The sequence below is a fragment of the Singulisphaera acidiphila DSM 18658 genome (assembly GCF_000242455.2).
GTDB classification, from domain to species: Bacteria; Planctomycetota; Planctomycetia; order Isosphaerales; family Isosphaeraceae; genus Singulisphaera; species Singulisphaera acidiphila.
Genome location: NC_019892.1, coordinates 4,857,500 through 4,883,454, shown reverse-complemented (window position 1 = coordinate 4,883,454; position 25,955 = coordinate 4,857,500). Strand labels below are relative to the sequence as shown.

17 protein-coding genes and 1 pseudogene are annotated in these 25,955 nt (G+C 62.7%); 10 read left to right on the top strand and 8 right to left on the bottom strand.

All coding sequences use genetic code 11. The annotated features are described in order from the left end of the window. Positions 1-297: 297 nt before the first annotated feature. Positions 298-2,145: a polysaccharide biosynthesis protein gene (locus SINAC_RS19150; protein WP_244884891.1), complete on the bottom strand. Its 1,848-nt coding sequence runs from the start codon at positions 2,143-2,145 to the stop codon at positions 298-300. A 1,383-nt stretch (positions 2,146-3,528) separates the two neighbouring features. Here SINAC_RS19150 and SINAC_RS19140 point away from each other — a divergent pair. Continuing rightward, complete coding sequence (locus SINAC_RS19140) at positions 3,529-4,593, top strand: NAD-dependent epimerase/dehydratase family protein (RefSeq protein ID WP_015247256.1); 1,065 nt, start codon at positions 3,529-3,531, stop codon at positions 4,591-4,593. Positions 4,594-4,626: 33 nt separating this feature from the next. On the opposite strand, the gene SINAC_RS19135 is transcribed toward SINAC_RS19140, so the two are convergent. Then, the gene (locus SINAC_RS19135) at positions 4,627-5,130 is read right to left on the bottom strand and encodes a hypothetical protein (protein WP_015247255.1); all 504 of its coding nucleotides are present in this window, start codon (positions 5,128-5,130) and stop codon (positions 4,627-4,629) included. A gap of 630 nt (positions 5,131-5,760) precedes the next feature. Here SINAC_RS19135 and SINAC_RS19130 point away from each other — a divergent pair. The 3 genes from SINAC_RS19130 (at position 5,761) to SINAC_RS19120 (ending at position 9,467) form a co-directional block, all read left to right on the top strand. Further along, positions 5,761-7,590, top strand: coding sequence for a hypothetical protein (locus SINAC_RS19130; RefSeq protein ID WP_244884890.1), 1,830 nt, complete (start codon positions 5,761-5,763; stop codon positions 7,588-7,590). A 76-nt stretch (positions 7,591-7,666) separates the two neighbouring features. Further along, complete coding sequence (locus SINAC_RS19125) at positions 7,667-8,749, top strand: glycosyltransferase (RefSeq protein WP_015247253.1); 1,083 nt, start codon at positions 7,667-7,669, stop codon at positions 8,747-8,749. After that, positions 8,736-9,467, top strand: coding sequence for a class I SAM-dependent methyltransferase (locus SINAC_RS19120; protein WP_015247252.1), 732 nt, complete (start codon positions 8,736-8,738; stop codon positions 9,465-9,467). Before SINAC_RS19125 ends, SINAC_RS19120 begins: the two co-directional genes overlap by 14 nt. A gap of 761 nt (positions 9,468-10,228) precedes the next feature. On the opposite strand, the gene SINAC_RS19110 is transcribed toward SINAC_RS19120, so the two are convergent. Next, positions 10,229-10,510 (bottom strand): hypothetical protein, encoded by a 282-nt coding sequence (locus tag SINAC_RS19110; RefSeq protein WP_020467340.1) that lies wholly within the window; start codon positions 10,508-10,510, stop codon positions 10,229-10,231. Between the two features lie 729 nt (positions 10,511-11,239). Here SINAC_RS19110 and SINAC_RS19105 point away from each other — a divergent pair. Beyond that, positions 11,240-13,348 (top strand): sigma-70 family RNA polymerase sigma factor, encoded by a 2,109-nt coding sequence (locus SINAC_RS19105; protein WP_015247250.1) that lies wholly within the window; start codon positions 11,240-11,242, stop codon positions 13,346-13,348. A 237-nt stretch (positions 13,349-13,585) separates the two neighbouring features. On the opposite strand, the gene SINAC_RS19100 is transcribed toward SINAC_RS19105, so the two are convergent. Then, complete coding sequence (locus SINAC_RS19100) at positions 13,586-14,656, bottom strand: dipeptidase (protein WP_015247249.1); 1,071 nt, start codon at positions 14,654-14,656, stop codon at positions 13,586-13,588. Between the two features lie 590 nt (positions 14,657-15,246). Further along, entirely contained in the window at positions 15,247-15,522 is a 276-nt protein-coding gene (locus SINAC_RS19095; RefSeq protein WP_026012161.1) for a hypothetical protein, read from the bottom strand. Between the two features lie 444 nt (positions 15,523-15,966). Between SINAC_RS19095 and SINAC_RS19090 the strand changes: the two genes are divergently transcribed. The 3 genes from SINAC_RS19090 (at position 15,967) to SINAC_RS19080 (ending at position 20,951) form a co-directional block, all read left to right on the top strand. Then, positions 15,967-18,516, top strand: a complete 2,550-nt coding sequence (locus tag SINAC_RS19090; RefSeq protein ID WP_015247247.1) for an O-antigen ligase family protein — start codon at positions 15,967-15,969, stop codon at positions 18,514-18,516. 99 nt (positions 18,517-18,615) lie between these two features. Beyond that, entirely contained in the window at positions 18,616-19,671 is a 1,056-nt protein-coding gene (locus tag SINAC_RS19085; RefSeq protein ID WP_015247246.1) for an SDR family oxidoreductase, read from the top strand. A gap of 350 nt (positions 19,672-20,021) precedes the next feature. After that, entirely contained in the window at positions 20,022-20,951 is a 930-nt protein-coding gene (locus tag SINAC_RS19080; RefSeq protein WP_015247245.1) for an NAD-dependent epimerase/dehydratase family protein, read from the top strand. 87 nt (positions 20,952-21,038) lie between these two features. On the opposite strand, the gene SINAC_RS19075 is transcribed toward SINAC_RS19080, so the two are convergent. From SINAC_RS19075 to wrbA, 3 genes and pseudogenes are all read right to left on the bottom strand, one after another. Next, on the bottom strand, positions 21,039-22,142 hold the full coding sequence (locus SINAC_RS19075) for a winged helix DNA-binding domain-containing protein (RefSeq protein WP_015247244.1): 1,104 nt from the start codon (positions 22,140-22,142) through the stop codon (positions 21,039-21,041). A gap of 37 nt (positions 22,143-22,179) precedes the next feature. Further along, positions 22,180-22,404: pseudogene (locus SINAC_RS19070) on the bottom strand (DUF1501 domain-containing protein); the annotation flags it as partial. 184 nt (positions 22,405-22,588) lie between these two features. After that, positions 22,589-23,209: an NAD(P)H:quinone oxidoreductase gene (gene wrbA, locus SINAC_RS19065; RefSeq protein ID WP_015247243.1), complete on the bottom strand. Its 621-nt coding sequence runs from the start codon at positions 23,207-23,209 to the stop codon at positions 22,589-22,591. A 236-nt stretch (positions 23,210-23,445) separates the two neighbouring features. On the opposite strand from wrbA, the gene wecB reads away from it, so the two are divergent. Continuing rightward, complete coding sequence (wecB, locus tag SINAC_RS19060) at positions 23,446-24,573, top strand: non-hydrolyzing UDP-N-acetylglucosamine 2-epimerase (RefSeq protein ID WP_015247242.1); 1,128 nt, start codon at positions 23,446-23,448, stop codon at positions 24,571-24,573. Between the two features lie 138 nt (positions 24,574-24,711). Then, positions 24,712-25,812 carry a glycosyltransferase family 2 protein gene (locus SINAC_RS19055; protein ID WP_237722868.1) on the top strand — a complete coding sequence of 367 codons (1,101 nt, stop codon included), beginning with the start codon at positions 24,712-24,714 and terminating at the stop codon, positions 25,810-25,812. Positions 25,813-25,955 lie beyond the last annotated feature (143 nt).

Here is a 25,955-nt window from a genome sequence, read left to right as displayed (position 1 = left end):
TGATCCCGCGAATCAAGTGCCACGCGTCCATGCCCTGTAATTATGTTGAAATCATGAAGGAGTTCGCCCCTTCGGATTCCGCGACTGTTATGATGAACGACAGGCGGAATCGTCTAGGTTGCCGTTTCGATGTCAGGCCAGGCGCAACATCCGTTGTAGGATTTGTTATCGGAGAAAAACCGTCTTCTCTCCGCTCAACTCAGCAACAATGAGTGATATCCTAGGCAATCCGCCGCAATTTGGTCAAGAATACGAATTCATCTCCCCACGGTGCCACGGATCCCTGGGGCCAATGTCTCAGACCCCGACCGAAGCCACCTCGTGATCCTGCGACCGGCGGGAGTGGGCCGGTTCGGGATCGGGCACGCGAAGTTCGACCCGAGGGGAAGTCCCGTAGCCCGGCACGAGCTGTTTCAACAGTGTGATCACGTCGTCGCTCGACCCGACCACCGCGCGGGCCAGCGATTCGAACTGCCCTTTGAGACGATCGGGCGAACACGGTCGATGTTGCGCGGAGAAGATCTTCGGGTGTGGAGTCGCCAACCGGGTCTCCGCTTCCTCGTAGAGTTCCTCATAGAGCTTCTCGCCCGGCCGCAGTCCGCTGAAGGCAATCTCGATATCCTGCCCTTCGCGAAGCCCGGAGAGCCGGATCAGGTCGCGGGCCAGGTCGTGGACCCGGACCGGCTCCCCCATATCGAGGACGAAGATTTCTCCACCGCGTCCCAGCGCGGCCGCCTGGAGGACGAGTTGGGTCGCCTCGCTGATCGTCATGAAGTAACGGGTCATCGCCGGGTGTGTGACCGTCACGGGGCCACCGCGAGCAATCTGTTGCTTGAAAACCGGAATCACACTCCCATTCGATCCGAGCACGTTCCCGAAGCGAACGGTGACCAGACGGGTGGTGCTCCCCGTCGAGAGGGATTGAACATACATCTCGGCGAGCCGTTTGGTGGCCCCCATGACACTGGTCGGGTTAACCGCCTTATCGGTCGAGATCATCACAAACGCCTCGACCCCCGCACGCACGGCTTCGTCAGCCACGGTCCGGGTCCCGAACGTGTTGTTCTTGACGGCTTCGCCCGGGTTGGCCTCCATCATCGGCACATGCTTATGTGCGGCTGCATGAAAGACGAGGGCCGGCCGATAGCGTTCGAACTGGGTGCGAACCCGGTGGGCGTCCGTGATATCGGCCACCCGAATCACGATCTCGGTGCCGGAACCGGCGGCGAGCGGAGCAAGCTCGCGTTCGAGGAAGAAGAGGCCGTTCTCGTGGTGGTCGAGCATGACGAGCCGCTCGGGCCGGAAGGCCAAGGCCTGGCGGCAAATCTCCGAGCCAATGCTGCCGGCTGCGCCGGTGACCAGAACCACCCGGCCGCGAATCAAGCGGCCGATCGACTCGCCGTCGAGCTGGACCGGCTCGCGGCAGAGCAGGTCATGAATATCAACGTCGCGCGGGCGGATCGACAGGCTGCCGTCCAGCAAGGCATGAAAGCCAGGGACCACCTGAATCTTCAATCCGGCCGAGTTGCAGTCCGCGATCAAGGCGCGAAGCTCGGCGATCGAGGCCGTGGGCGTCGGAACCAGGACCGTCCCCGCCTTAAAACGGGCGGCCAGCAGACCCACCTTCTCCGTTCTCCCGACCACCTTGATCCCGGCCAGTTTTCTCCCGGTCAGATTGGGGTCGGCATCAATGAAGCCGACGACCTGCATCCCTAAACTGGCCTGGCTCTGGATCGCCCGGGCGAGGGCCACTCCCGATTCACTCGCCCCCACAACCAGGACGCGCTTGGCACGCTGCGTCGACAGCATCGGGTAGTAGCGCTCGCGAAAGAGCCGTGTACTACCTCGAATCCCCCCCACGATCAGCAGGGTTCCCGCCCAGTCCAACACGATGATCGACCGAGGAATCTGAAATCCTGACCAGAAGATCATGTCGGTGACGAGGATCGCGATCATCCCGAAGGTCGCCGCCTCGAAAAGGGCGATCAAGTCGGCGAACGACGCATATTGCCACCAGCCCCGATGGCTGCCCATCACCAAGAAAACGGCCAGCTTCAAAGCGACGACCAGCGGAAGCGTCTTCCACGCCAGCGCCGTCGCCGAAGCGGGAATGTTCCCGTCGAAGCGGATGAGATAGCTCAGCAAATAAATCCCCGCGAAGGCGAGGATATGAAACAGAATGAGAATCGGAACCCGATGACGAAGAACGACGTGTAAGAGGTGAGCGAATCGGTGCCAAACCGTACCACTCCTCGCATCGGGATCCGCTTCGCGCGGGAACCCCTGAGCTCCGATCGCCGCTTCGGAATCGGAACCCGAACCAACCTCGGAAGCCTGGTCCGACTTCGAAGACTTGACAGAGGAAGCCGAATGAGGGAGTGACGTCGGGACCATGGAACAACGTTCCTCGTCGTGGTTTGCGTGATCTGATGGACTCGATCAGTTCACAGCGACCGCCTCAAGGCGGCCATCCCAACTCAAACAAAGGGCGTGGAAGAGTTGGACATCAGGATCAGAGCCGGCCTTGCCGCAGAGACTTCAATCGGCTCCGCAAGCCGTTCTCGACTTCACCGTCGCATCCCAACTGGATACCGAGCCATGTCGATCCAGATGGTCGTGTTGGATCCTGGTTGATCTTCATGCGAAAAGCGGAATCGCCACTTCTACGTGCGACTCAAGAACAACCACCGTCACTCTAGAATAGTCCGGGTTGCCTCGCTCGGAGTACAAACTCTTCGATTTCGCGCACTAATGAATTCAAATGTTCCGAGCAGTTTTGAGAGGCGACGGGCCCGCACGGTTTCGCACGCAATGCAATGCCCACATTCACGCACCCAAGCGAATAACATGATAGCTTCGAGCCCCCTTGTCAAGGAGCCACCAAAAATACAGCCTGAAGTTCGTAAAGTACCAGACAGTCACAGGATCCTCCTTGTTTAATATTCGACAGGACAACTGACCGACATCACCAAGAACCGAAGAAAGGCGTTAACAAAGAGTAAAACCGCCAAATCAAACTCAATCAAGAACTTTTTGCACGAAATCCGCCAAAACATTCCAGTTCCACCAATCGTTGCCAGCATCCAAGTCATCCCAGTTGATCCCCAAGGTGGTCGATTTTCCTGCGAAATGGGTTACTATCAGGCGCACACTGATCCCCTCTCCGAAAGCTGGACCGGGCCGCGCCCGGGCGGTCGGAATCTTTCTCAAAACTTAAGGATGGACCACTCACCACGAATCGCCGACTTCCAGCACATTTGGCCGTGTCGGTCACTTGCGAATCTCAGGCCGTGGTCGACTCAAAAATGGGGAAGTCGCCGACGGTCCGTCCCGCAACCTCGGCGCGGACGGGAGCCGACCGAACTGGCCGGTCCGAGGATCGCGACGTTATGGTAGATTGAGAGCGAATTCCGACGCCGGCGGTGGAGGATTCCACCGCCCTGCCAATCCAGATGGAGACGGAGGAGGGCGAGCGAGGCCGTAACCGGCCAAAGTCGACCGTCCACGTCTCGCCCAAGGGATGACTCCATGTCGACGAAGACCCCGATCGACCAAGGCAAGTGGGTGATCACCGGAGGGGCCGGATTCATCGGCTGCCACGCTGCAGCGCGGTTGCGCGCGGCGGGGCATCACGTGATCCTCGTCGACAATCTATCGCGGCGGGGAACCGACGCGAACCTGGCCTGGCTCCGAACGCAAGGGGTCGACCAACTCATCCAGGCCGATCTCCGCGACGCCTCGGCGATGAACGATGTCCTCGCGCAGCACGCCGATGCCGACGTCGTCCTCCACCTGGCCGCCCAAGTGGCCGTCACCACCAGCGTGGCCGACCCCCGCGCGGACTTCGAGGCCAACGCTCTGGGCACGTTCAACGTCCTCGAGGCCGTGCGGACCGCCGCCCAGGGACGGCCCGCCGTCTTTTACAGTTCCACCAACAAGGTGTACGGCAACCTCGAACACGTCGAGGTCATCCAGCGCGACGGCCGCTACGCCTACGCCGATCGCCCCCTCGGCGTCGACGAGGACGAACGGCTCGACTTCCACAGCCCTTACGGCTGCTCCAAGGGGGCCGGCGACCAGTACGTCCGGGACTACGCACGGATCTACGGCCTGAAAACCGTCGTGTTCCGCCAGTCGTGCATCTACGGTACGCGCCAGTTCGGCATCGAAGACCAGGGATGGATCGCCTGGTTCTCGATCGCGGCGACCCTGGGCAAGCCGTTCACCATCTTCGGCGACGGCCGGCAGATCCGCGACGCCCTCTGGGTGGACGACTTGATCGCCCTCTACCAACGCGCCTGGGAGCGCATCGAGACCGCCCAAGGGGAAGTGTTCAACGTGGGCGGCGGCCCCACCAACACACTCAGCCTTCTCGAACTGGTCGCGGCGATCGAGCGAGCGGTGGGTCGCCCGCTCCACCCCGGTTTCGCCGACTGGCGGCCCGGCGATCAGCGCGTCTTCGTCGCCGACATCCGCAAGGCGAAGCGGCTACTCGACTGGTCCCCCCAAATCTCAACCGCCGAGGGAATCGACCGGTTGCTGCAATGGGTACGAGACCACCGCGACCTCTTCAAGTCGGCTGGTCTCGCCTAAACACCGACCAATGCCCAAGCCTCTTTTGGAATTTCAGCGAGGACCGGGCATGCTGGGCATACTAGGCATGCTCATTCCGCCGCCACGACCAATGCGGTGGACCGCCAGATTATGGTTGGGGCCGGTGCTGGCTCGCAAGGTCGGATAGTAGCGGGCCGCCCGGTTGTAATAAACCGGCGGTGCGCTACCGCGCTGCCTTGCGTTCGCCGTGCTGGTCGGATAGATGTGAGGCCGAATCAGACGCTCACGGCCCGACCGGGCGTAAGGGCGAAGCGGATCGGCATTCTCATCGCCGAACGGGTTGCTCGGATCATAGAGGCCCGTCCGATCGGCCGCAGCCGCAAATTGCTGGGCCGCCTGGGCGGCATTGATCGTATCCAAGGGGGTCGACTGCTGCGCAATGGCTGCTTGGTGGGGGAGATAGAAACCAAAGTAGGCCTGAAACGGATCCGTCGGAAGCTGAGCGTGGGCCGGGCTTGCCGGCAATAACAGGAATAGTCCAAATCCGAGTGCTAGACCAAATGATGGACGACCCATAGTCCCGATCCTCCTGTAGTTCGATCCGTCCGGTTGGGCCAATCGTACCTATTTTGATCTTACGAAGGAAACCCAAGCGAAGCAAGCGAATGAGACGCCATGTCTGAAGGTATTCGGCCGAAGACCAGGCCCCTCTTTGAAGGAAAAAGCGGAATCTCGCGACGAAGAGGTCAACGATTCCGAACCTTCGGCACAGCCGTCCCGTTTCAGCAGAAACCGGTCGGTACCACGCCCCCCCCTCAGCGGGCGAGTTGACCGCCGGAACCGTTAGTGGCCGCAAAGCGAGTCAAACGCGGTGGCTGACCGGCGAGGCGATCATCGGGACCGGCCGCGAATCGTGAGGATTCAGGAGTCGGGCAGTCCGCCAGCGACAATTTTCCAGACGCTGTCGTGAACGACATCGAATTGACGTAGGAAATAACGTCTAATGCTCTTTCACGAGGAAACGGCATTCCTATTCCTCACAGCGTTGGGATGTGAATCGGATTCAGAGGGAGCGCCCTGTTAGTGAACCACGGCGATCGGACCGAACCCGGCTTGCAAGGAGCCACACGCGCGGGAAACAACTCTGTCAACGAGCGATCCCATGGTTTTGGCCGCAAAACCCCTTGTCTCCTCGTTCTTACGGCAATGTTGATCACGGGATTGAGTGGCGGCACCTACTGGATCGCCACCGCGTTGCGGCGCCCAAATGAGCCTTCCTCAATCAGCCTCCTCTATCGATACGGCGACACCGATTATCTGCCGCTGATCTACTCTCTGGCCCGGCTCAAGTACCGCGAGTTCGTCGTCTACGAGGCAGCCGGAACAAAAAGTGTTTCCTTCCCTGTCTTCTTCATGTTGCCCCACGCCTTGATGGTGAGGCTTTTCGGCGACTATGGGTTCGGCTACGCCGATGCCCTGGTTGCCGCCGCCCGGTTCGTGATCTTGTTGGTATTGGTGAAGGGGTTCGTGCGACCTCCCGGCGCCACCGTGGCCACCGCCTTGCTGGCCTTCTTCCTGACCGGGCCGGGCGCACACCGAGTCTTCGGCAGCTTGATATCCTCGCCCGTCTGGGCATTCCGGTATCCTCGGCCCTACAACACGAGCCTCGTGTTCTTCGGCCTGATCCTGACGGCCGGCCGATTCTGGGCGGCTTTGAAAGGGCAAGAACGACGGTCCCTCGCCTACCTTTTGCACGGTGGCGCCGTCGCGTTGGCATTTCAAGGGGACTTACACCTCGGAATCATCGCCGGATTCGCGACCTTGTTCCTGCTGTCCGCGGCGCTCGTCGCTCGACCGAGTCGAGTCCCCTGGTTCGCCGGCCTGCAATTCGCAGCGGCGTTTTTGGTGTGCGCCTCGCCGTTCCTGATCCAGTCGACCCAATCCGATCCTCAGGTCGTGGCCCGTTGGGGGATGTTCCCGATTCAACGACTGTCGCCTCCATTCCTCCCACCGGCCCCAGGCTCACTGGCGATCATCATCGCACTGGCCGGCGCAGCGTGGTGGAAGGCCGGTCGCTCCGAGACCTCCGAAGCGGAACGTCGGACCATCATCGTGTGTCTCGCCCTCTGTGCGGCCAGCGTGGTGGCCATGCCGCTCTCCGCGATCCTCCTCGGTCGCGGGATCCAACTGTATCATTTCGACGATCGCATGAAGTCGATCTTCGCGTTTTCGAATGGTATCTGCCTCATCATTACTTTCAAAAGTCTGCTATCGAGGTTCCGGCTCGCCCCAGCGGTCCTCGGCGTGGTGGCCGCCACGGCCATCCTCTACCAAGCGTTTGTCCCGGCCGAAAAACGAGCTCACGTGGAGACGCAGCCTCGGGATTGGCCCGGTCACGGGTGGGAACTCATTCCGTCGTATCGGCGCAATCTCGCCAAATTGATCCGTGAGCTGGACACCCCGAAGTACGCGGCGGCAAAGGTCCTTGGCACCTTCGACCAACAACTCGGATTGTGGTGGATGACCGTGAAGGCCGGTTACGTCTTCGTACCGGACACGTTCCTGAGCACGGTCTCCGACGACGAGATCGAGACCCGCGCGATTGAGCTGGCGCGTCTGGTCGGGTTCGACAAAAAGCTGTTCAGCAACAAGGTCCAAGAATATTATTTCACGAACCGATTCCTGGGACTCGGCCGTTGGCAAGCGTCACGCGCCCATCAAGGCGGGAACGACCGTGATTACACGTCGGCTCAACTCAAGTCGATCCGCGAGTCGACCGTGATCGACAACCAGAACACCATCGTCCCGCCCCCCGAGGTCGAACGCCTGGCGTCTCGCTTCGAGAGTCATGTTCCAACCAAGCGGAAGCTGGATCTGATTATCCTGGTCAACGAATCGTCGTACTCCCACCTCGGTGGCTCTCTCCCCGGTTTCCAGAAGACCTATGCCAACCCAACATTCACGGTCTATCTCCGTGAGCCGGCCGAAGCCCCCCCTTCCATTGGCGGTTTGACTCGCCCCCCGGTGAGCGAGTGACCGGGATGAACGATTGACGCAACCGACCCTCCGGTCTGATTGTTCGAGACCTCCTTGACCTGAAGGCAGAAGTTCTGTGGATCAAGCGACACATGGCTCAAGTCTCGCTTCCGACCCCGACCATGACGCTCCGGTCCTGGTGCTCATCCCCACGTTCAATGACTGGGATGCGCTGGCCGAAGTGCTTCCCCGGCTCGATGCCGCCTTGGCCTCCCAAGGGATGGTTGCCGACATCCTCGTAGTGGACGACGCCTCGGTGGTCGACGCGAGCCCCGCATTGGTCCGCGCGCCGTTTCGCGCGCTGCGGCGGCTCGAGATCCTGACCCTCCGCCGGAACCTGGGCCACCAGCGGGCGATCGCCATCGGTCTGGCCTACGCTCAGGACCGCTTGAACCATGAGGCCGTCGTGGTCATGGACGGTGACGGCGAAGACGACCCGAACGACGTCCCGCGCCTGCTCGAACGCCTGCACTCCGAGCGAGGGCAGAAAATCGTTTTCGCCGAAAGAACGCGCCGTTCCGAAACCTTCATTTTTCGCCTATTCTATAGGCTCTACAAACTCATCCATTACGCATTGATCGGCCAGCGCGTGCGCGTGGGTAACTTCAGTGCGATCCCGAGACGGCGTTTGAATAGCCTGGTCGTGGTCGCCGAGCTCTGGAATCACTACGCCGCAGCGACCTTTCGCTCTCGCCAGCCCTTTTGCACGATTCCCACGCGGCGGGCGAAGCGGCTCCGCGGCCGGTCGTCGATGAACTTCGTCGGGTTGGTCACGCACGGCCTGAGCGCCATCTCGGTCTACGGCGACATCGTCGGCGTCCGCCTCCTGGCTCTGAGCGTCGTCCTGGCCCTCCTCTCGCTGACCGGAATCATTGCCGTCGTGGTCGTCCGGTTCGCGACTCATTGGGCGATCCCCGGCTGGGCGACTCTGGCGGCGGGCCTGTCGTTGATCCTGCTGACCCACGCGATCATGATGGCGTTCGTCTTCAGCTTCGTGATCCTGGGGTCTCGGCACAACCTGACTTTTCTCCCCAGCCGCGACTACGGAATCTTCGTAGGCGGGGTCAGGACCTTCCCCCAGGACGATCGGGCCGCCATCCGTGCCACTGCGTCAGGGACTGGCTTTACTCCAAGTGGTGGCGCAAATGACAACGCATGAATTCAAGTACGTGGGTGCGGAACTGGATCTGTTCGCTGAAGCGACGATCTGGAAGTCGTACGTGCGCCGGCAAGTGACCCCCTACCTCGGCCGCAAGGTGCTCGAGGTCGGGGCCGGCCACGGCGGGACGACTAGCTTTCTGATCCACGAGAACGCCGAGCGCTGGGTCTGCCTGGAGCCCGACCCCGCGCTGGCCGACCGCCTCGCCCAGGCGATCGCGAGCGGGAAGCTGCCGGCCTCCTGCGAGGTCGTCGTCGGAACGCTCGACCAGATTGCCGAGGATTCCGGGTTCGACACTCTCCTGTACATGGACGTGCTCGAACATATCGAGGATGACCACGCCGAGATGGCGCGTGCCATGGCCCGGTTGCGTCCGGGTGGACACGTCGTCGTACTCTCCCCGGCGCACCAGTGGCTCTACACCCCCTTCGACAAAGCCATCGGCCATTTCCGCCGCTACACCCGCTCGACCCTCCGCGCCACCGCGCCCAAAGGACTCTCGCTCGTCAGGCTCTCCTATCTCGACTCGGTCGGCATGCTCGCCTCGCTCGGCAACCGCCTCGTCCTCCAGAGCGCCATGCCCAACGCGCGCCAGATCGCGGTCTGGGACAAGTTCGCCGTGCGCCTCTCCCGCGTGATCGATCCGGTCCTCGGCTTCAACCTCGGCAAGTCGGTGCTCGGAATCTGGCGGAAGGACGAGAAGGGGACCAACGATTGACCTTCGACCACCTTCATCGCATGCGTACGGACGAATCATCGAGCGACGTGGCTTGCCATGGTCGTCGAACGCAAGAGAGAGCGAGTCGCCATCGCCAAGCTTGTCCTCTTGTTTTCAGGGCCGCCTCCGTACAATTGAGTTGCCGAGATTGCAACCCGGGCGTTTGACGGCAATGATGAAGTCACGGTGCGTTGCCACTCGATGAAAGAGAATTGCGTGGGACCGAGCAACTCTTGAGGCGTCAGGACGAAAGCCGAAGTGGGATTGCGCCGTAAACGGAGGTGCTCGATGGCCTTGGACTTTAGAAAATGTGTCCGGCTGCTCATTTTCGCCATGCTCTCGACCCTCGTCACGTCGACTTGGTCCAAGGCCCAAGATCCGGAAGATCCGAGGGGCCTGTACGAATCCTACGGCCCTCTGACACGTCCTTCCGCCCCACCGAAGCCGGGCGAGTTCCATCGTCGGACCCCCAAGAGTACGAAATCTCGATTCGCACCCCATTTTCGGCGGTTTATGGGAGAATCGGAGGAGGACAACCTGGGCGAGAATCCGACCGACGGCCTAGGCCGCGCCGGGGCAAGGTCCTCCTCGAATTTCACCGACGGCTTCTTCGACGACGAAGACGAAAGCGAGCACGAGAACCAAAAAGGGTTCCTGACGACGCATAGCACGAGCCGCTTCAGTGAAAAGGAACGGGAAACGCGCCACGACGCATACCGGGAATACTTGAAAGAACGCGATCCCGCAAAACGAGCCCAGCTCTATCGTGAGTACATCGGGAAGAATTCCCAATCCCCGTCGGCCGGAAATTCTTCCTCGCTCCGTGACATATTGAACTCTTCAGACCCTGCTTCTTCGGCGACCGCCCCCCCCAGCTTTGGTCTGAGCCGGCCTGGTTCAACCACCAACAGAGCGCTCCCATCCTCCACGTCGTCCGGTCCCGCAGCGCCACGGGGAAGCCTTTTTTCCTCCTCCGGGTCGAAGACGCAAGCCCCTCCCGGGCGTTTGCGGAGGAATGACGAACCGGCGCCCCAGAAATCCACCGGTTCCCCCTCGCGCCGCTCAACTGGATCTGCCAGGCAAAACCAAAACCTTGAGAGCGATCGGTGATAAGGTCTGAGTCGCTCACCCCCTTCCAATAGGGCAACCACACTGAAGCTTCTCCGGCCGATTCGCAACGAGGATCCATGCGGCCCTGGGCACCGGCTTCAAGCAACCGGGCCATTCGCATGGATCCCCCTTTGGCCGGACGGACGAGGATCTCCGACGCACCCACCCGCGAAAACAGGCGACGGACGACCAGTCCTTTGCGATCAATCCAGCCAAAATCCAAGCATCTACCAAAGTCTCGCCGCCGGATGTAAGTGCTGAGAACAACAAGGCAAGCGGGAAGCGTCAAGGAAGAAATTGTGGGCGGGGCGCCCCCGGTCCCAGGCCGGCATGCGCCAAGAATGCGTGCCGGAATCCCTGCCCGCTCTTGAATTTGCATTCCCCTTAGGGACGCGGGCGACCCGCCCTCCCTCAAATCATTTTATATTGAACAACTCAAGTTAACATGAAATTGCGGGCGGGGTGCCCGCGATCCCAGGGGGGGATCAGCTCGCCTGAGGCTTGATTTTACGCGGGACTCGGGAATAACCTCGGTCTTGCGGGCCGAAGAGCCCGGCTCGCTTCCCCTCAGAAAAATAAAAATCCCCAAAGGTCATGTGAGCCATGGGCCTCGACCGGGCATTACTGAGGGATTCGATGAAGTCAAAGGAGAGAGAAGCCCCATGGCAAACGGACAGGCCGAGCTGTTCCGTCAGGTTCACCAACTGTTCAGTACAGGGAGAGTCGGCGGCTTGACGGACGCCGAGCTGCTGGGCCGGTTCGTCTCCCAGCGCGACGAGCCCGCCTTCGCGGCGCTGGTCACGCGGCATGGATCGATGGTCCTCCGCGTCTGTCAGGGCGTGCTCCAGGACAAACACGCGGCCGAGGATGCGTTCCAGGCGACGTTCCTCGTCCTCGCCCACAAGGCTTATCACCTTCATGTGGGTGAAACCTTGAGCCATTGGCTCCACGGAGTCGCCTTGCGGGTCGCAAAGAAGGCGAAGTCTCAGAACGCGAGACGCGACCAACGCGAGCGTACCAGCGCATCGACGACCGCCTGGGAGCCTGGTGTCGATCCGGACCAATCCGAGACCGATGCCCTGCTCCATGAGGAGGTCGATCGCCTGCCCGAGTCGTACCGCTCCCCCGTCGTCCTCTGCTATTTGCAAGGACTGAGCTACACAGCGGCAGCGAATCAGTTGGGAATCAGCGAGGGGACGGTCCGAGGCCGGCTCGCCCGGGCACGAGACCGCCTCCGGATTCGGCTGACGCGACGAGGCGTGGTCGTTCCGGCCGGTTTCCTGATCGGGGAAAACGCATGGACCTCAGCCTCGGCCGCAGTGCCGAACAGCCTGATCCAGCTCGCCGTCCAAGGGGGGCTGCAAACCGCCGTGGGCAAGGGAGCGGTCGCCGGGGCGGTCTCGACGTCCGTCGTGGTCCTGACGAAAGGAGTCTTACGAACGATGTTCCTGACCCAGTTCAAAATCGCGACAACGGTCCTCCTGCTGACAGCCGGTGGCCTTCTGGTCTCAAAGCCGTTTCTTATCAATCCACATGCCAATGCAGCCCCTCCTGCCTCAAAAAACGCGACACCAGACGCGGATCTCGCGGCTCCCGCTCCTCAACCGGCGAACGACGACGACGGCGGCGGAGCCAACAACGAACCCACCTTGGATGTCAAGACAAACCCAAGGCCGTGGGAGACGGTTGTCCGCATCAAGGTTCAGGGGAGCGGCAGTATCGGGTTCGGTTCCGGGACGGTGATTCAAAGCGTGCCCGAGGCATCATTGATTCTTACATGCGCACATATTTTCAAATTAAACAACAACCCCAATGATCCCCCAGAACGCGCCCCGCACAAAATCACAGTCGACCTCTTCAACGGCGAGTCCCACAAACCAAGCCAAGTCCAGACTGTCACCGCCGTGGTCGTGGACTACGACCTCGGCAGGGATGTCGCCCTGCTCCGGATTCGTCCCAATCGGACGCTGGCCGTTTCCCCGATCATTCCTCCCTCATGGGAGCCTCAAAAGGGGATGAGGATGATAACCGCCGGCTGCTCGGATGGTAACACCCCAACCTGCTGGACGACCGATATCATCAACTCAAAAATCAAACTATTCAACGATTCTCCATACACTGCGACTGAATGCAGATTTGCGCCAAAGCAGGGCCGCAACGGTGGCAGTTTGTCCACCTTAGATGGGTTCGTTGCCGGCGTCAGCAATTACGCTGAGCCGAGAGGCAATCGCGGTTACTACGCAACCTCCGAATCGATCTATCACTTGCTGGCACGCAACAATCTTGCATATCTGTATATCGATGACGAGCTTCCGACGAAGGGGGCCAGGAAGCCAACTCCGGAGACGAATCAGCCGTCGTCCGCTCCGGTCCTCAGCGAGGTCGAGTTGAGTTCGTTAATCCAGAGTGCCGAGAGCCAGTTGAGAAATGGTGACCACCAGGGCGCTCGCGCGACAACCGACCGGTTGAACGACCAGATCCTCAGCCAGCAAGAAGCCTTGCGGTTGAAACTCGAACATCTGGACGGCTTGGCACGCCGGAGCAGCGAACTACGACGCGCCGTGGGCAAGAATGAGGAGCCTGACTTCGGTCGATCATCGAGCCAGCGCAAGCCGATCAACTCATCCCAGTCCGTTCTTCGCTCCCGGCCGACAGACTCACCGGTCGAACCAGACGTCACCCCACCCCCACCCGATCATGAGCGGCGTTTGCGCGACATCGAGCAGAAATTGGAGCGACTCCTTGAGGAAAAGACGGGCACAAGCCAATGAGAAGAATAGCCCGCCCAGATTCGGTTCGATCGGCTCATCGGCCGCCCGGACCCGACAAGGCCATTCCATATCGGCAGGTTTCTTGATCGCTCCAAAGGGACAACCGTCAATTTCCAGGGGCGCAAACTCCCCAGAAATGCTTCAACGAAAATGGGGCCGCGCTCTGGAGAGAGGGACGTGGAAACGCCCCTCTCTCGCGGTAAGAGGCACGTACGAATATTTCCAGCAAACAAAAGCCTATTCACCCCAAGTGTGTCGGAGGAACCGCAGGAAGTTGCCGTGCATGACGCCGGCAATGTCGTCGGCCGAATAGCCGCGACGAGCGAGCATGGCGGGGAGGTTGGTCAGGTCGGCGATGGTGTCCATGTCGGCGGGGGCCTGTTCGCGGCCGAAGCCGCCGTCGAGGTCGGTGCCGATCCCGACGTGGCGGGCGTTGCCCGCGAGCTGGCAGATGTGGTCGATATGGTCGATCTCGCGTTCAAGCGTCGCGCCCGCCTCCTGGGGGAGGGTCTTGCCGATCTTCCAACCGGGAACGATCATCCAGGCATCGAGCGCCGCGCCGAAGATGGCCCCCCGGGCGATCAGCTCCTTGATCTGCGCGTCGCTGAACTGGCGGTCGTCGGGGACCAGAGCGCGGCAGTTCTGATGGCTCGCCCAGACGGGGCCGTCGTAGAGGTCGAGCGCTTCCCAGAAGCTATCGTCACAGAGGTGGGTGGCGTCGAGGATGATGTTCAGCCGACGCATCTCCGCCAGCAAGTCGCGCCCGGCCGGGGTCAGGCCGCCGGTGGCGTGGGTCCCCTGGGCGTAGCGGCCCGGCCCGTAGTGAGCCGGCCCAAGGGCCCGCAGGCCCTGGGCATAAGCTTGCTCCAGATGGCCGAGAGTCCGGATCGAGTCGGCTCCTTCCAGGCTGAGAATGTAGCCGATCGGAGCGTCGGCCGGCGGGTCGTTCGTCCAGAGCTCGACATGCCGATCGAGGCCCTTGCGATCGACGATCGCCGTCATCTCGCCGGCCTCCTCCATCGCGCGATACCAGGACAATTGCCCCTGCGTCTGCGCCCAGGCGATCTCAGGGCTATGCCAACCGGGGAGCGGATTGCCGGGGGCGACATGCCGCGCGATCTGAGTCGCGACGCACAACCCAACCCGCCCCCGACGCATCTCGGGCAGCGAGACCATCGCATTGCCGCGATCGGGCTTGTCCGACTTGCCGGCCTCGCGAGCCCGAATCTCGGCCACCGGACGCGTGAGGTCGCGGTTCCATTCCAAAGCGTTCATGCTCAGGTCGAGATGGGCGTCGAAAATCAGCATGGCAAAATGTTCTCAACTTTGCGACAAATCAACCCAAAATCATAAGAAAAAGAAGGCAGAGCAAACGCCCCCGCGGAACGACCTGATCTTGCGCAGAGCAGGCCCCAGGTTCTGGCCGTCGCCCAAGCGGATCGGGGTTCGGGTGGACATTCAGCCCACCTTCCCGCGTCCTCCCACAATCTCGGCCCTATCGTATGGAATCCGCTCGCCAAGGTCCATCCGCCGTCGGCCCGGTCGTGGATTCTCACGCCACCAGGTCAAATCGGGGAGCAGAAATGCGGAGGGGAAGGGAAATACGGCTTGCAACGAAGCCCCATTACACGAATCTTCGGCCCCCCCAACTCAGGAGTGAGCCGCCGACTCGCCTTGGAAGCGTTCGCAAGGCATCTACCTGCCGTTTTCATGAAAGCCATAACTCTGCGATCACAGTACGCAAACATACAGGCGATTTAATCCACGTCCCACCAATCGTCACAAGCGAAATCCCATTCATCCAAAAATATAAATTCTTCTCTCTAAGACTCAACAAACGGCTCCAGCGGACGGAGAACGCCTGTTCGTGGAGCCGGAGCCAGCACCATTGGTGACCATCAAGGCGCGGATCGCAACGACGATTCGACGGCCTGCGAGACGGCCGACAGGTTCGCTCCCGGCTCGCGACTTCGCCATCCTTGCCGATATTTCCTCCCTTCGCCTCGCATGAGCCAGAGGGGGTCAACCCCCGTCAGCTCGATGAAGTGCAAGAGGGTCTGGGCAGGCATCGCTTCACCGATCTCTTCATAATTCTGCCAGGTCTTCGGCGCAACCCCAAGCTGATCGCTGAGGGCGACGCTACCGTCATCGCCAAAAATCTCAATGCGAACCATGCGAAGGCGAGCGCCCAAGGAATTCGCAGCCGTTGGCTCATTGTTCGCGTAAATGGTAGCCCTCCTTTGCAGCCGATAAAGCGAAACCGAAGGATTCCTCGAGATCCCACTTATATTGCTATTACGCCCAAGAAGTTGGGCGAGTTCAACCGCTCCTTCCTCAGTTTGGAACGGGGCTGAGGCCGATTCGTGACAACCGTGCCCCAACATTGGGTCCCGGCCCCAACTCAAGGTCAACCCAACCGGCAAAGCGGTGGGCAACATCCTCACACTGCACACCACTGGTAACAGAACAAAAGGGAATCTCACCATCGCTTTTTCCAACATTGGTAATTCTTCGCCAAGATTTCTATCATGAGGGCACTCGAGGACAGGGCGTGCGTCCTCGTTCGCTGACATCGGTTTTTGTTTTCCCATCGCTTGGCCGCAAGGGACCCTGAGTCGATGCTGATTCGACGATGCCAATACGCTTCCGAGGCGATCCTGATCGCCATGGCCTGTCTGGCCCCCTGGGCCTTTGGCGCGGTGGAGGCCTGGGCGGAGTTCGTCCTCTTCCTGGGAATCTTCCTCCTGGCGATCCTGGCGCTCGTGATCCGGGCCGGCACGGATCGCGTTCACGCCCTCTTTTGCCTGCCCAGCGTGGCAATCGGGGGGCTGGTCCTGCTCGCCGCCTTGCAGGCCACGCCGTTGTCCCCTGGTCTGCTCAAGCGGATCTCGCCGGCGACCGTCGCGTTGCGGGCCGGCCTGCTCCCGCCGGCGGCGGAGCGCGTCAGTGGGGACGAGGGGCCGACGGTCGCACTTCCGGCGTCCACGATCAGCCTGGAACCCGACGCGTCGGGGCGCGCCGCGATGCGGCTGGCGGCTGGGTGGGTCCTGTTCCAGGCCGTGATGGGTCTCGGCCTCGGGACGGCCTCGCTGCGCCGGTTCGGAATCGCGTTGGCGGCCAATGCGGCCTTTTTGTCGTTGTTCTCGCTGATCCAGTTACTCTCCTGGAACGGCCGGATCTACTGGGTTCGGGAAACACCCTCGAGCAGCAGCGGCCCCTTCGTCAATCACAACCACCTGGCGGCCTACCTCAATCTTGGTCTCGGCTTCGCCCTGACCTTTCTGATGGCCCCCCGGCGCGGCGCCCATAACGGTTACCGGCAGCGGGGCGATCAGATCTGGGCCGCGTATGCGACCGGGTTGATCATCGTCGGGATCGTGGTCTCGCTGGCGCGGACCGGGTTCGTGGCGATGCTCCTCTCGATGGGACTGGTGGTCATCCTGCTTCGTCCCCAGGCGAAGAAGCTGGTACTAAGCCTGGGCGTGATCGGGTTGCTGGTCGTCGTCTTACTGGTGGCCCTGGGGTCCTCGACCGGCTATCAGGAGCGGATCGGGTCGCTCCTCGAGTCGAAGGCCTATGCCGATCGTTTCGTCATCTGGCAGACGGCCGGCCGACTGATCCCGAGCTATGCCCTCTTCGGGACGGGCCTGGGAAGCTTCGCCGCGCTAACGACTCGGTTCTACTCGGTGCATGCCAACGTGATCTTTGAGCACGCCGAGAACGAGTACATCGAATGGCTGCTGGAGGGGGGCGTCATCGGGCTCGGCCTGGTTCTGGCCGCCGGGGCCGGGGCCGTCGCCCTCGGCTGGCGTGCCTTGAAAGGGACGACGGTCCGAGTCGAATCCGCCTTGATCTGCGGGGCCCTCTTTGGAATCTCGAGCCTGCTCATCCAGAGCCTGGGCGACTTCGCGCTCCATGTGCCGGCCGTCTCCGTCGTCGCGGTGATCCTGGGCGCTTACCTTGCGAAGCTCGGGCTGGAGACCCGGAACACCCCGCAAGAGGACCGGCCATCGCCCTACTGGCGCCGGGCCGGCTCGGCGCTCGGCGCCGTCGTCATGCTCGCGCTGAGCACGACCGCCCTGGTCGAGGGCTTTCACCTGATGCAGATCGAAACGGCAATGGCCGACGCCGGATTTTACCTCCAAGGAGTCGCCAAGCCGGCCACAGGCGAAGACGGCGCAGATATGGACGAGCTTGAGCGGAAACAGGACGTCCTCGAGCGCGTCACCAAGATCCGCCCGGATTGGGCTGACGGCCACTGGAAGCTCGGCCTGATCTTCCTTCGGCTCTACACCACGAGCGTGGAGGAGTCGCTCCGCGAGTTCGAGAAGGACAAGGAAAAGGTGGCCAATCAGGCCAGCCCGCTCTGGCTGCTCAGCACGGTCCACTCCCCGCCGGGGGGCAAGCCGATCCCGATCGCCGACCTCCTGGACATCGACCATATCCGGCTCTATCTCGTCCCGGCGACCCGTTGCTTCCTGGAAGCGAGGCGGTGCAGCCCCCTCTTGCCCGACCCGCACGTCCGGCTCGCGGTCTTGCACTACCTGCTCCAGGGGGGCGAACCGCCCAGCGTCTACGCGAATCGTGCCTTGCGGCTTTCCGGCCCCAACCTGCAAGTGCTCGAGCTCATCCAGAGCGTGGCCATTCAGGTCGGCGACCTCGACCTGCTGGCGCGCTGCTGGAAACGGATTCTGACCCTCGCCCCCGAAAGCGCCGACGCGATCGCCGAGATGGCCAAGGAACTCTTCTCGGCCCAGGAGATCGTCGACCGGATCATTCCCTCAGGCCAAGTCGCGCTCCGGCTCGCCGGCCGTGCCTATACGACCTCCGAGGAGCGACCATCCCGGGAACTCCTCCTCCGCGCGGCCCTCAAGAAACTGGCGAGCGATCCGCTCCTGAAACCGGCCGACCGGTTCCAGGCCGAGGCGAACGTCTGGTTCCTCATGAACGATCGCGAACAGGCCCAGGCCCGGATGGAGCAAGCGCTCGCCCTCGACCCCACAAACCCCGCCTGGAGGACGGAGCTGATCAACTGGCTGCTCGCCTGGGGACGAGCCCGCGACGCCTACGATCAGGCCATGATCGGGCGTTACTACTCGCCCAGAGACTCCGCACTGTGGGACGCCCACAATCGCGCGGCCGACGCGGTCGCCAAGACCGAACGCTGAACCGCCTTGCCATCCGTCTCTCTTTTGTTTGTGTTGCCGTTTCTCACGACGCGATGCAAAGCGGCCTCATGTCGAGCGATCGACCTGGGAAAGCAAGGCGTGAGAATCGATAATCAAGCGGTCGACGGGAGCACGCGCCCGAGCGACCCCTTGCCCCAGGAGCAGAACCGGATCGACCGGGCCCGCCGGGCCAGTCACGACATCACTCAAGGATTTTCTCACATGAAGAATACCGGCCTGGTCGTGGTCACGGGGGGTGCCGGATTCATCGGCTCCCACCTGGCCGAGGCGCTCATCGGCGAAGGGTTCCGGGTGCGGATCGTCGACAACCTCTCGACCGGACATCGGAGCAATCTTGCCCACCTCGAGGGCCGGTACGACTGGCTGGAGGGGAACGTCGCCGATTTCGAGGTCTGCCGCCGGGCCGTCGAGGGGGCCGAGTTCGTGTTCCACGAGGCCGCGATTCCCAGCGTCCCGCGATCGGTTCGCGAGCCCCTCTCCTCCCACGAGAGCGGGCCGACCGCCACGCTGAACATGCTCGAGGCCGCACGACAGGCGGGGGTCAAGCGCTTCATGTTCGCCGCCTCCAGCGCCGCCTACGGTGAGACGGTGGAGTCGCCCAAGCACGAAGCGATTTATCCCGAGCCGCTCAGCCCCTACGCCGCCGGCAAGCTCGCCGGTGAGCATTACGTCTCCGTCTACGCCAAGACGATGGGGCTCGACGGCGTCAGTCTACGCTACTTCAACATCTTCGGTCCGCGACAGGACCCAACCAGCCCGTACAGCGGTGTGATCTCGCTGTTCGCGCGGGCGATGTCCGAGGGACGGCGGCCCACGATCTTCGGCGATGGCGGGCAGACCCGCGACTACACCTATGTGAGCAACGTCGTGGCCGCGAACCTGGCCGCCATGCGCTCGGAACGGCCGCTCGCCGGGGCGATCCTCAACGTCGGCATCGGCCGAAGCGTCAGCCTGCTCGACCTGGTCGCGGCGATCAACGCAATCCTCGGCACTCGGATCGAGCCGGAGTTCAAGCCCCCGCGCGAAGGAGACGTCCGCCATTCGCTGGCCAACCTCGAGCGAATCCAGGCCGCGCTGGGCTATCGCCCCGAAGTCAATTTCGAGGAAGGGCTGAAACGAACCCTGGCCGGATGACCAAGGCCTTTTCTTCGGCATGTTTGTCCGAGAGCACGCAAAAGATGCCGTTGACAGCTCGGCCCCCCTTTGCCGATAGTGGCTCTCCGACGGATGGACCGAGTTGATCGGTCAGTCATCCCGTTCGTCTCGATTTTTTTTGCCGATACCCAAAAGCAAATTCCGCCGACGCCGGAAGAGGAACCATCCGGTCGCCGCCGCGCAGTGCAACCCACCCAAAAAAGGATCGGCCGCAAGGATGAGGGCCTGGCGTTCTTAACCCGCCTCACTTTGCCGCCGCGACTTCCCGAACTCGCACCGCGACCCTGACGACTCCAGGCGCGTCAGGGGCCACCACGGATGGACACACCATGAAGATTCTCGTCACCGGCGGCGCCGGCTATGTCGGTTCAACCCTCGTTCCCATGCTCCTGCAACAGGGGCACCGCGTCCGGGTCTACGACTCACTCAAGTTCGGCGGCCAGGGTCTCCTCCCTTGCTGCCAGAACCGTTTCTTCGAGCTGGTCAAAGGGGACGTCAGCGACCTCGGCGGACTCAAGTCCGCGCTCGAGGGCATGGATGCCGTCGTTCACCTCGCCGCCATCGTCGGCTACCCGGCCTGCAAGAAGGAGCCGCACCTGGCCCAGGCGACCAACGTCGATGGGACTCGCAACCTGCTCAGCCTCCGCAAGCCCGACCAGAAGGTCATCTTCGCCTCGACCGGCAGCATCTACGGGGCCGTCCCCGACTATATCTGCAACGAGAAGACCCCCCGCGCTCCGATCACCCTCTACGGCGAAACCAAAGCGACCGCCGAGCAGATGGTGCTCGACGCCGGCAACGGCATCGCCTACCGCTACGCGACCGCCTTCGGCGTCAGCAACCGGATGCGGCTCGACCTCATGCCCAACGACTTCACCTACCAGGCGGTGAAGAACAAGAGCCTGATCGTCTACCAAGGGGGTTTCAAGCGGACCTTCGTCCACGTCCGCGACATGGCCCGCTCGATGATCTTCGCCTTGGAGAAGTGGGACACGGTCAAGGACGACGTCTACAACGTCGGCCACGAGACCATGAACTTCACCAAGGAAGACGTGGCGCGGAAGATTCTCGAACATGTCGACTTCTACTTGCACTTCGCCGAGTTCGGCAGCGACGCCGACCAGCGGAACTATGAAGTCTCCTACGAGAAGATCCGGGCCAAGGGGTTCGAGACGACGGTCGACCTGGACCGCGGCATCGCCGAGTTGGTCCGTGCCGCCCAGTTGATCGAGTTCCAGAACCCATTCGCCAACGTCTGATTTCATCCCCGAGCGCGCGAGCGATCAGGCCACAGAGGCCTGACTCGCTCGCCCGATCGGATTGGCATATCCCCTTGCCCTTCGCCTTCAGGCCGCCTCGAACGTGACGGACCAGGTGCTGGCGTCGGGTTCGATGAACCGGACGAGTTTCTCGCCTTCCTCAGCGAGTTGAGCCTTCACGGCCTTCGGCAACGAAGCAAACGGCGAGAGAGTTAGACTCGCCGCTTTCTTGGCTCGGGCCGACTTCCAGATGCCGGCGACAAAGCCGGCGACCAGGAACGTCGGCAGGACGAGGAGGTTCTTGGTGATGACTCGCGGCCGGTGCTCGTCGGCGATGATTCGTGTCCGGTCGGCGTGCGCGAGGAGGATGTTGTCGAAGCCGGGGAGAAAGCGCACCGGCGCAGGGATCTCTTCCGACGGCCGGGGCGCGTCGGGCAGGTCAAACAGCTCGCGCTTTCGCTCGTCGCGAAAGGTCTTGAGCCGAGGCCGAAGCGCTTCGAGATGCTCGCGAACCCCGGTGAGGCCGGACCAGGCCTGAACGTCCACCGCCGCCGCCGGGCCGAAACCGGCGAGGTAGCGGAGGACAAGGTCCTGCGTCGGCACGCCTGGACCTGGAACCTGGCCGAGCCACGACTCGGCCGTGGCGAAGTTGGGGTCGGCGCGATATCCCCACGCGGAGTCGTCGGGCACCGCAACCAGCGGGAGATGCGTCCGTACCGCATATCCCATCGCGCGTTCATCGGCCTCCGGGACCGTTTCCAGCAGAGCGGCCCGCAGCTCGGTGAAGGTCCTGGGCCGTTCCTGGAAAACCTGGCGGGCCGAAGTCGTCAACCCTTCAAGATCCAGGCCGTCGACCCGGTCGCGGAGCACCCCACGCATCCCCGCGCTCAGCATCGGCTGGAGCGTGCCGCGGATCATCAGGTAGTCCGCCGCGCTCATCAAGTGCAGGGTGCCGCGCATCAAGGTCGAGCGCACAACCGTGCGGTCATGGAGCAAACGCCAAAGCGCCTCCCGCTCGAAGCCGGCGATCCGGGTCCAGAGCCCGATGAACGGAGGTTGCGGCTGCTGGGCTTGCAGACCGACCAGGCGTTCCACAAGACAAAGAGGAGAAACCTCTTTGCGGGCGAGCATCATCTGCCGGGCCAGCAAAGCCCGATTCAGCGCGGTTCGGGAAAGTGTCTCGGGTTTCATCCCGGCAGGATAAGAAAAAGGCCAGAAGCTGCGAAGCTCAACCGAACGTCTTGATCGGAGTCCCCTCGGAGAGCTTGCGCGGGATCTGCTGGAATCCGTCCCAGTATTCCCGGTGAGGGTCGCGCCCCAGGTGATCGAGGATCGTGGCCGCAAGGTCGTCGGGGGGGGTGATCAATCTATTATCTTTCACATAGCCACCGAATTCGTTCGTGGCACCATGAACCTGGCCACCCCGCACACCTCCCCCCGCCACGAACGTGGTGAAGGCGTACGGTCAGCGGTCGCGCCCTGCGTTTTCTCCGTAACATCGCATTCTGATTCACAGGCTATGTCACGGGTCTTCGATCTGCGTCAAGGCAAGCCTGTCAACGCGGGAACAACGTGCCGGCTGGATCATCATCCGGCACATCCCCCTCGGAATCAACTCTCCTCAAATCATCGCTGGATCATCGCGCAGCGAGCTTCGCCGCGATCTGGGCCACGTGCCGCCCCTGGAAGCGGGCGATGGCCAGTTCGTTGGCCGTCGGGGTGCGTTCCCCGCGCGGGCCGGCGATGGTCGAGGCCCCATAGGGAGACCCGCCCGTGATCTCATCCAGGTTCGAGAGTTCCTTCGCCGCATAGGGGACACCGGCGACCACCATTCCCTGGTGGTAGAAAAAGGTATGCATGTGGACGATGGTCGTCTCCTGGCCGCCGTGTTGGCTTGCGGTGGAGGTGAAGGCGCTCCCCACCTTGCCGATAAGTGCCCCCTTGACCCAGTGGCCGCCGGTCGCGTCCAGGAACGCCTGCATCTGGGCGGTCGCGGCACCGTAGCGCGTGGGGGATCCGAGGATGATCCCGTCCGCATCGGACAAGGCGTGCGGGTCGGCAATCGGCACGTGGGCGAACGACTTCTTGGTCTCGACGGCCCCCATCTTCTCGAGCACCTCGGTGGGCAGCGTCTCGGCGACCTGAGCCAACAACACCTCCGCGCCGGGGACTTCCCTCGCCCCTTCGGCAATCGCCTCGGCGAGTTGATAGACGTGGGTGTAAAGGCTATAGAACACAACCTGGATTTTCACCGGCATCGGACCCTCCCTCTCATCATCCCTTGGACGAGTCGACGAAATCTGTTCTACCCTATCGCATCACAGGGGGCAAACGTACCACCTCGCTTCGCGCCCAGGCCCGGAATCGGCCTTGAGGGAGACCCGTTACAAAGTCATGATCGTGAGGCCTTGCCGGGCGTCCCCTTTAGGGGATGAGGCATGAGCCCCCCTGCTCGCCTCTCTCTCGGATTGTTGCCGCAAAAGGAATTGACGCGATGATCAAGGTCCTCTCGGTAATCGGCACGCGACCCGAGGCGATCAAGATGGGCCCGGTCATCCGTGCCTTGGGCGAGCGGCGGGAGACGTTTCAATCCTCGGTCTGCGTCACGGGGCAGCACCGGCAGATGCTCGACCAGGTGCTCAACCTGTTCCGAATCGCCCCCGACCACGACCTCGACCTCATGACCCCCGGGCAGACGCTCGCCCGGCTCACCGCCTCGGTCATCGAAGGGATGGACCGAATCCTCCAGGTCGAGCGACCGGACTGGGTTCTGGTTCAAGGCGACACCACGACGGTCCTGGCCTCGGCGCTGGCCGCGGCCTATCGCCAGGTCAAGGTCGGGCATGTCGAGGCCGGCCTGCGGACCTACGAGAAGCACCACCCGTTCCCCGAGGAGATCAACCGCCGGGTCGCCTCGGTGGTGGCCGACCTGCACTTCGCGCCGACCTCCCGGGCCGCCGAGAACCTGCTCCGCGAAGGGGTGCCCCCCGACACCGTCCGGGTCACCGGCAATACGGTCATCGACGCCATCCAATGGGTCGCCTCGGTCGATCCTGAACCCTCGGGAATCTTGTGCGCAGGCGAAGGCCAAGACCTGCCAGCAAAAGAGAAACGGATCATCCTGGTCACGGCCCACCGTCGCGAGAGCTTCGGTCGGGGGCTCGAGCAAGTCTGCGAAGCGCTCCGGACGATCGTCGCGAGCCACCCCAACGTCCAGGTCGTCTACCCGGTCCACCCCAACCCGAACGTTCAAGAGCCGGTCTACCGACTCCTCAATGGCGTCTCCGGCATCACGCTCCTGCCGCCGCTCGACTATCTCGCGTTCGTCCGCCTGATCCGCCTGAGCCATTTCGTGATCACCGACTCCGGCGGCCTGCAAGAGGAAGCGCCCGGCCTGGGCAAACCCGTCCTCGTGCTCCGCGAGACGACGGAGCGCCCCGAGGGAATCGACGCCGGCACGGTCCGGCTCGTAGGAACCGACCGGGCCAAGATCGTCGCGGAGGCCAGCCGCCTCCTGACCGACCCGGCCGCCTACACGGCCATGGCACGGTCGATCAACCCTTACGGCGACGGCCACGCAGCGGCTCGAATCGTCGCCGCCCTATGCGATAAGCAGGGTTAAATAGGTCGTTTGCGACCGCCCCGATTCCGTGAGATCCGCCTTCGACAACGTCGCGAGTCGTGGTAGAGTGCCGCGCCACCCGATCGCCGAATGGTTCCCTTTTCAATCCAAAAGATGGATGGCCTCTGGCCGATCGTCATGTCCGACTCTGCCACGACCCAGGACGGGTCGCCGGAAATCAGCGTCGTCGTCCCCTTGCACAACGAGCAGGAAACGCTCGTCGAGCTCTACCGCCGCCTGAGCCTGGCGCTGCGGTCGCTGGGGATGACCTATGAGATCGTGCTCGTCAACGACGGCAGCCGGGACGCGACTCCGGGGATGATCGCTCGGTTGCAGGAGTCGGACCCAGCCCTCGTCGCGCTCCACCTGAGCCGGAACTTCGGCCATCAGGCCGCCGTCACCGCCGGCCTGGACCATGCGCGGGGCCTGGCCGTCGCGATCATGGACGGCGACCTGCAAGATCCGCCGGAGCTCCTCCCCGAATTGGTCGCCCTCTGGCGCGAGGGCAACGACGTGGTCTACGCCGTCCGCCACCGCCGCCAGGAAGGGGTGCTCAAGCGGCTCGGCTACTTCGCCTTCTATCGCCTCATGCGCGCCATGAGCGACCTCGACATCCCGCTCGACAGCGGCGACTTCTGCCTGATGGACCGGCAAGTTGTCGAGGCCCTGAAAGCCCTCCCCGAGCGGCTCCGGTTCGTTCGCGGCCTGCGAAGCTTCGTCGGCTTCCGCCAGGTCGGCCTCTCCTACGACCGCCCCGCGCGCGAGGCCGGAACCTCCAAATACCCGCTCCGCCGCCTGGTCGCGCTGGCGGTCGACGGCCTGGTCAGCTTCAGCAGCCGCCCGCTCCGGATGGTGACCTACCTCGGCATCGCCTCCGCCACCTCCGCCGCCGCCCTGATGGTCTGGGCTCTGATCGACGCCTTCAGCACCCGCTCCGCCCCGCGAGGCTGGGCGAGCACCATCGTCGTCGTCCTCTTCATGGGCTCAATCCAGCTCATCAGCCTGGGAATCATCGGTGAATACATCCGCATGATCTTCCTGGAAGCGAAGCAGCGGCCCACCTATCTCGTCATGAAGCCACGCCCGGCCCCCCCTCGCCGGTCCCGACCGAAAAAACGCTCGCTCGCGGAACCGCACACGGCCCTCCGAGGCCCCCACCGCTCCCGGACCAATGAGCCCCGGCCCCGACCGAGCCATTCCCGCCGCGACTTCGGAACCAATCCCGATCCCAGCGCCTGACCCCGTAACAGTGTCGCTCGATCGTCGGCCACATCGCCGCGCACGGCTTCACGAACCTCTTCTCTATCGCCCGCCGATCCGTGGATCCCGTCGTTGTCGCCGACACGACAAAAATCAAACAAAATCCATATCCAATAAAACGA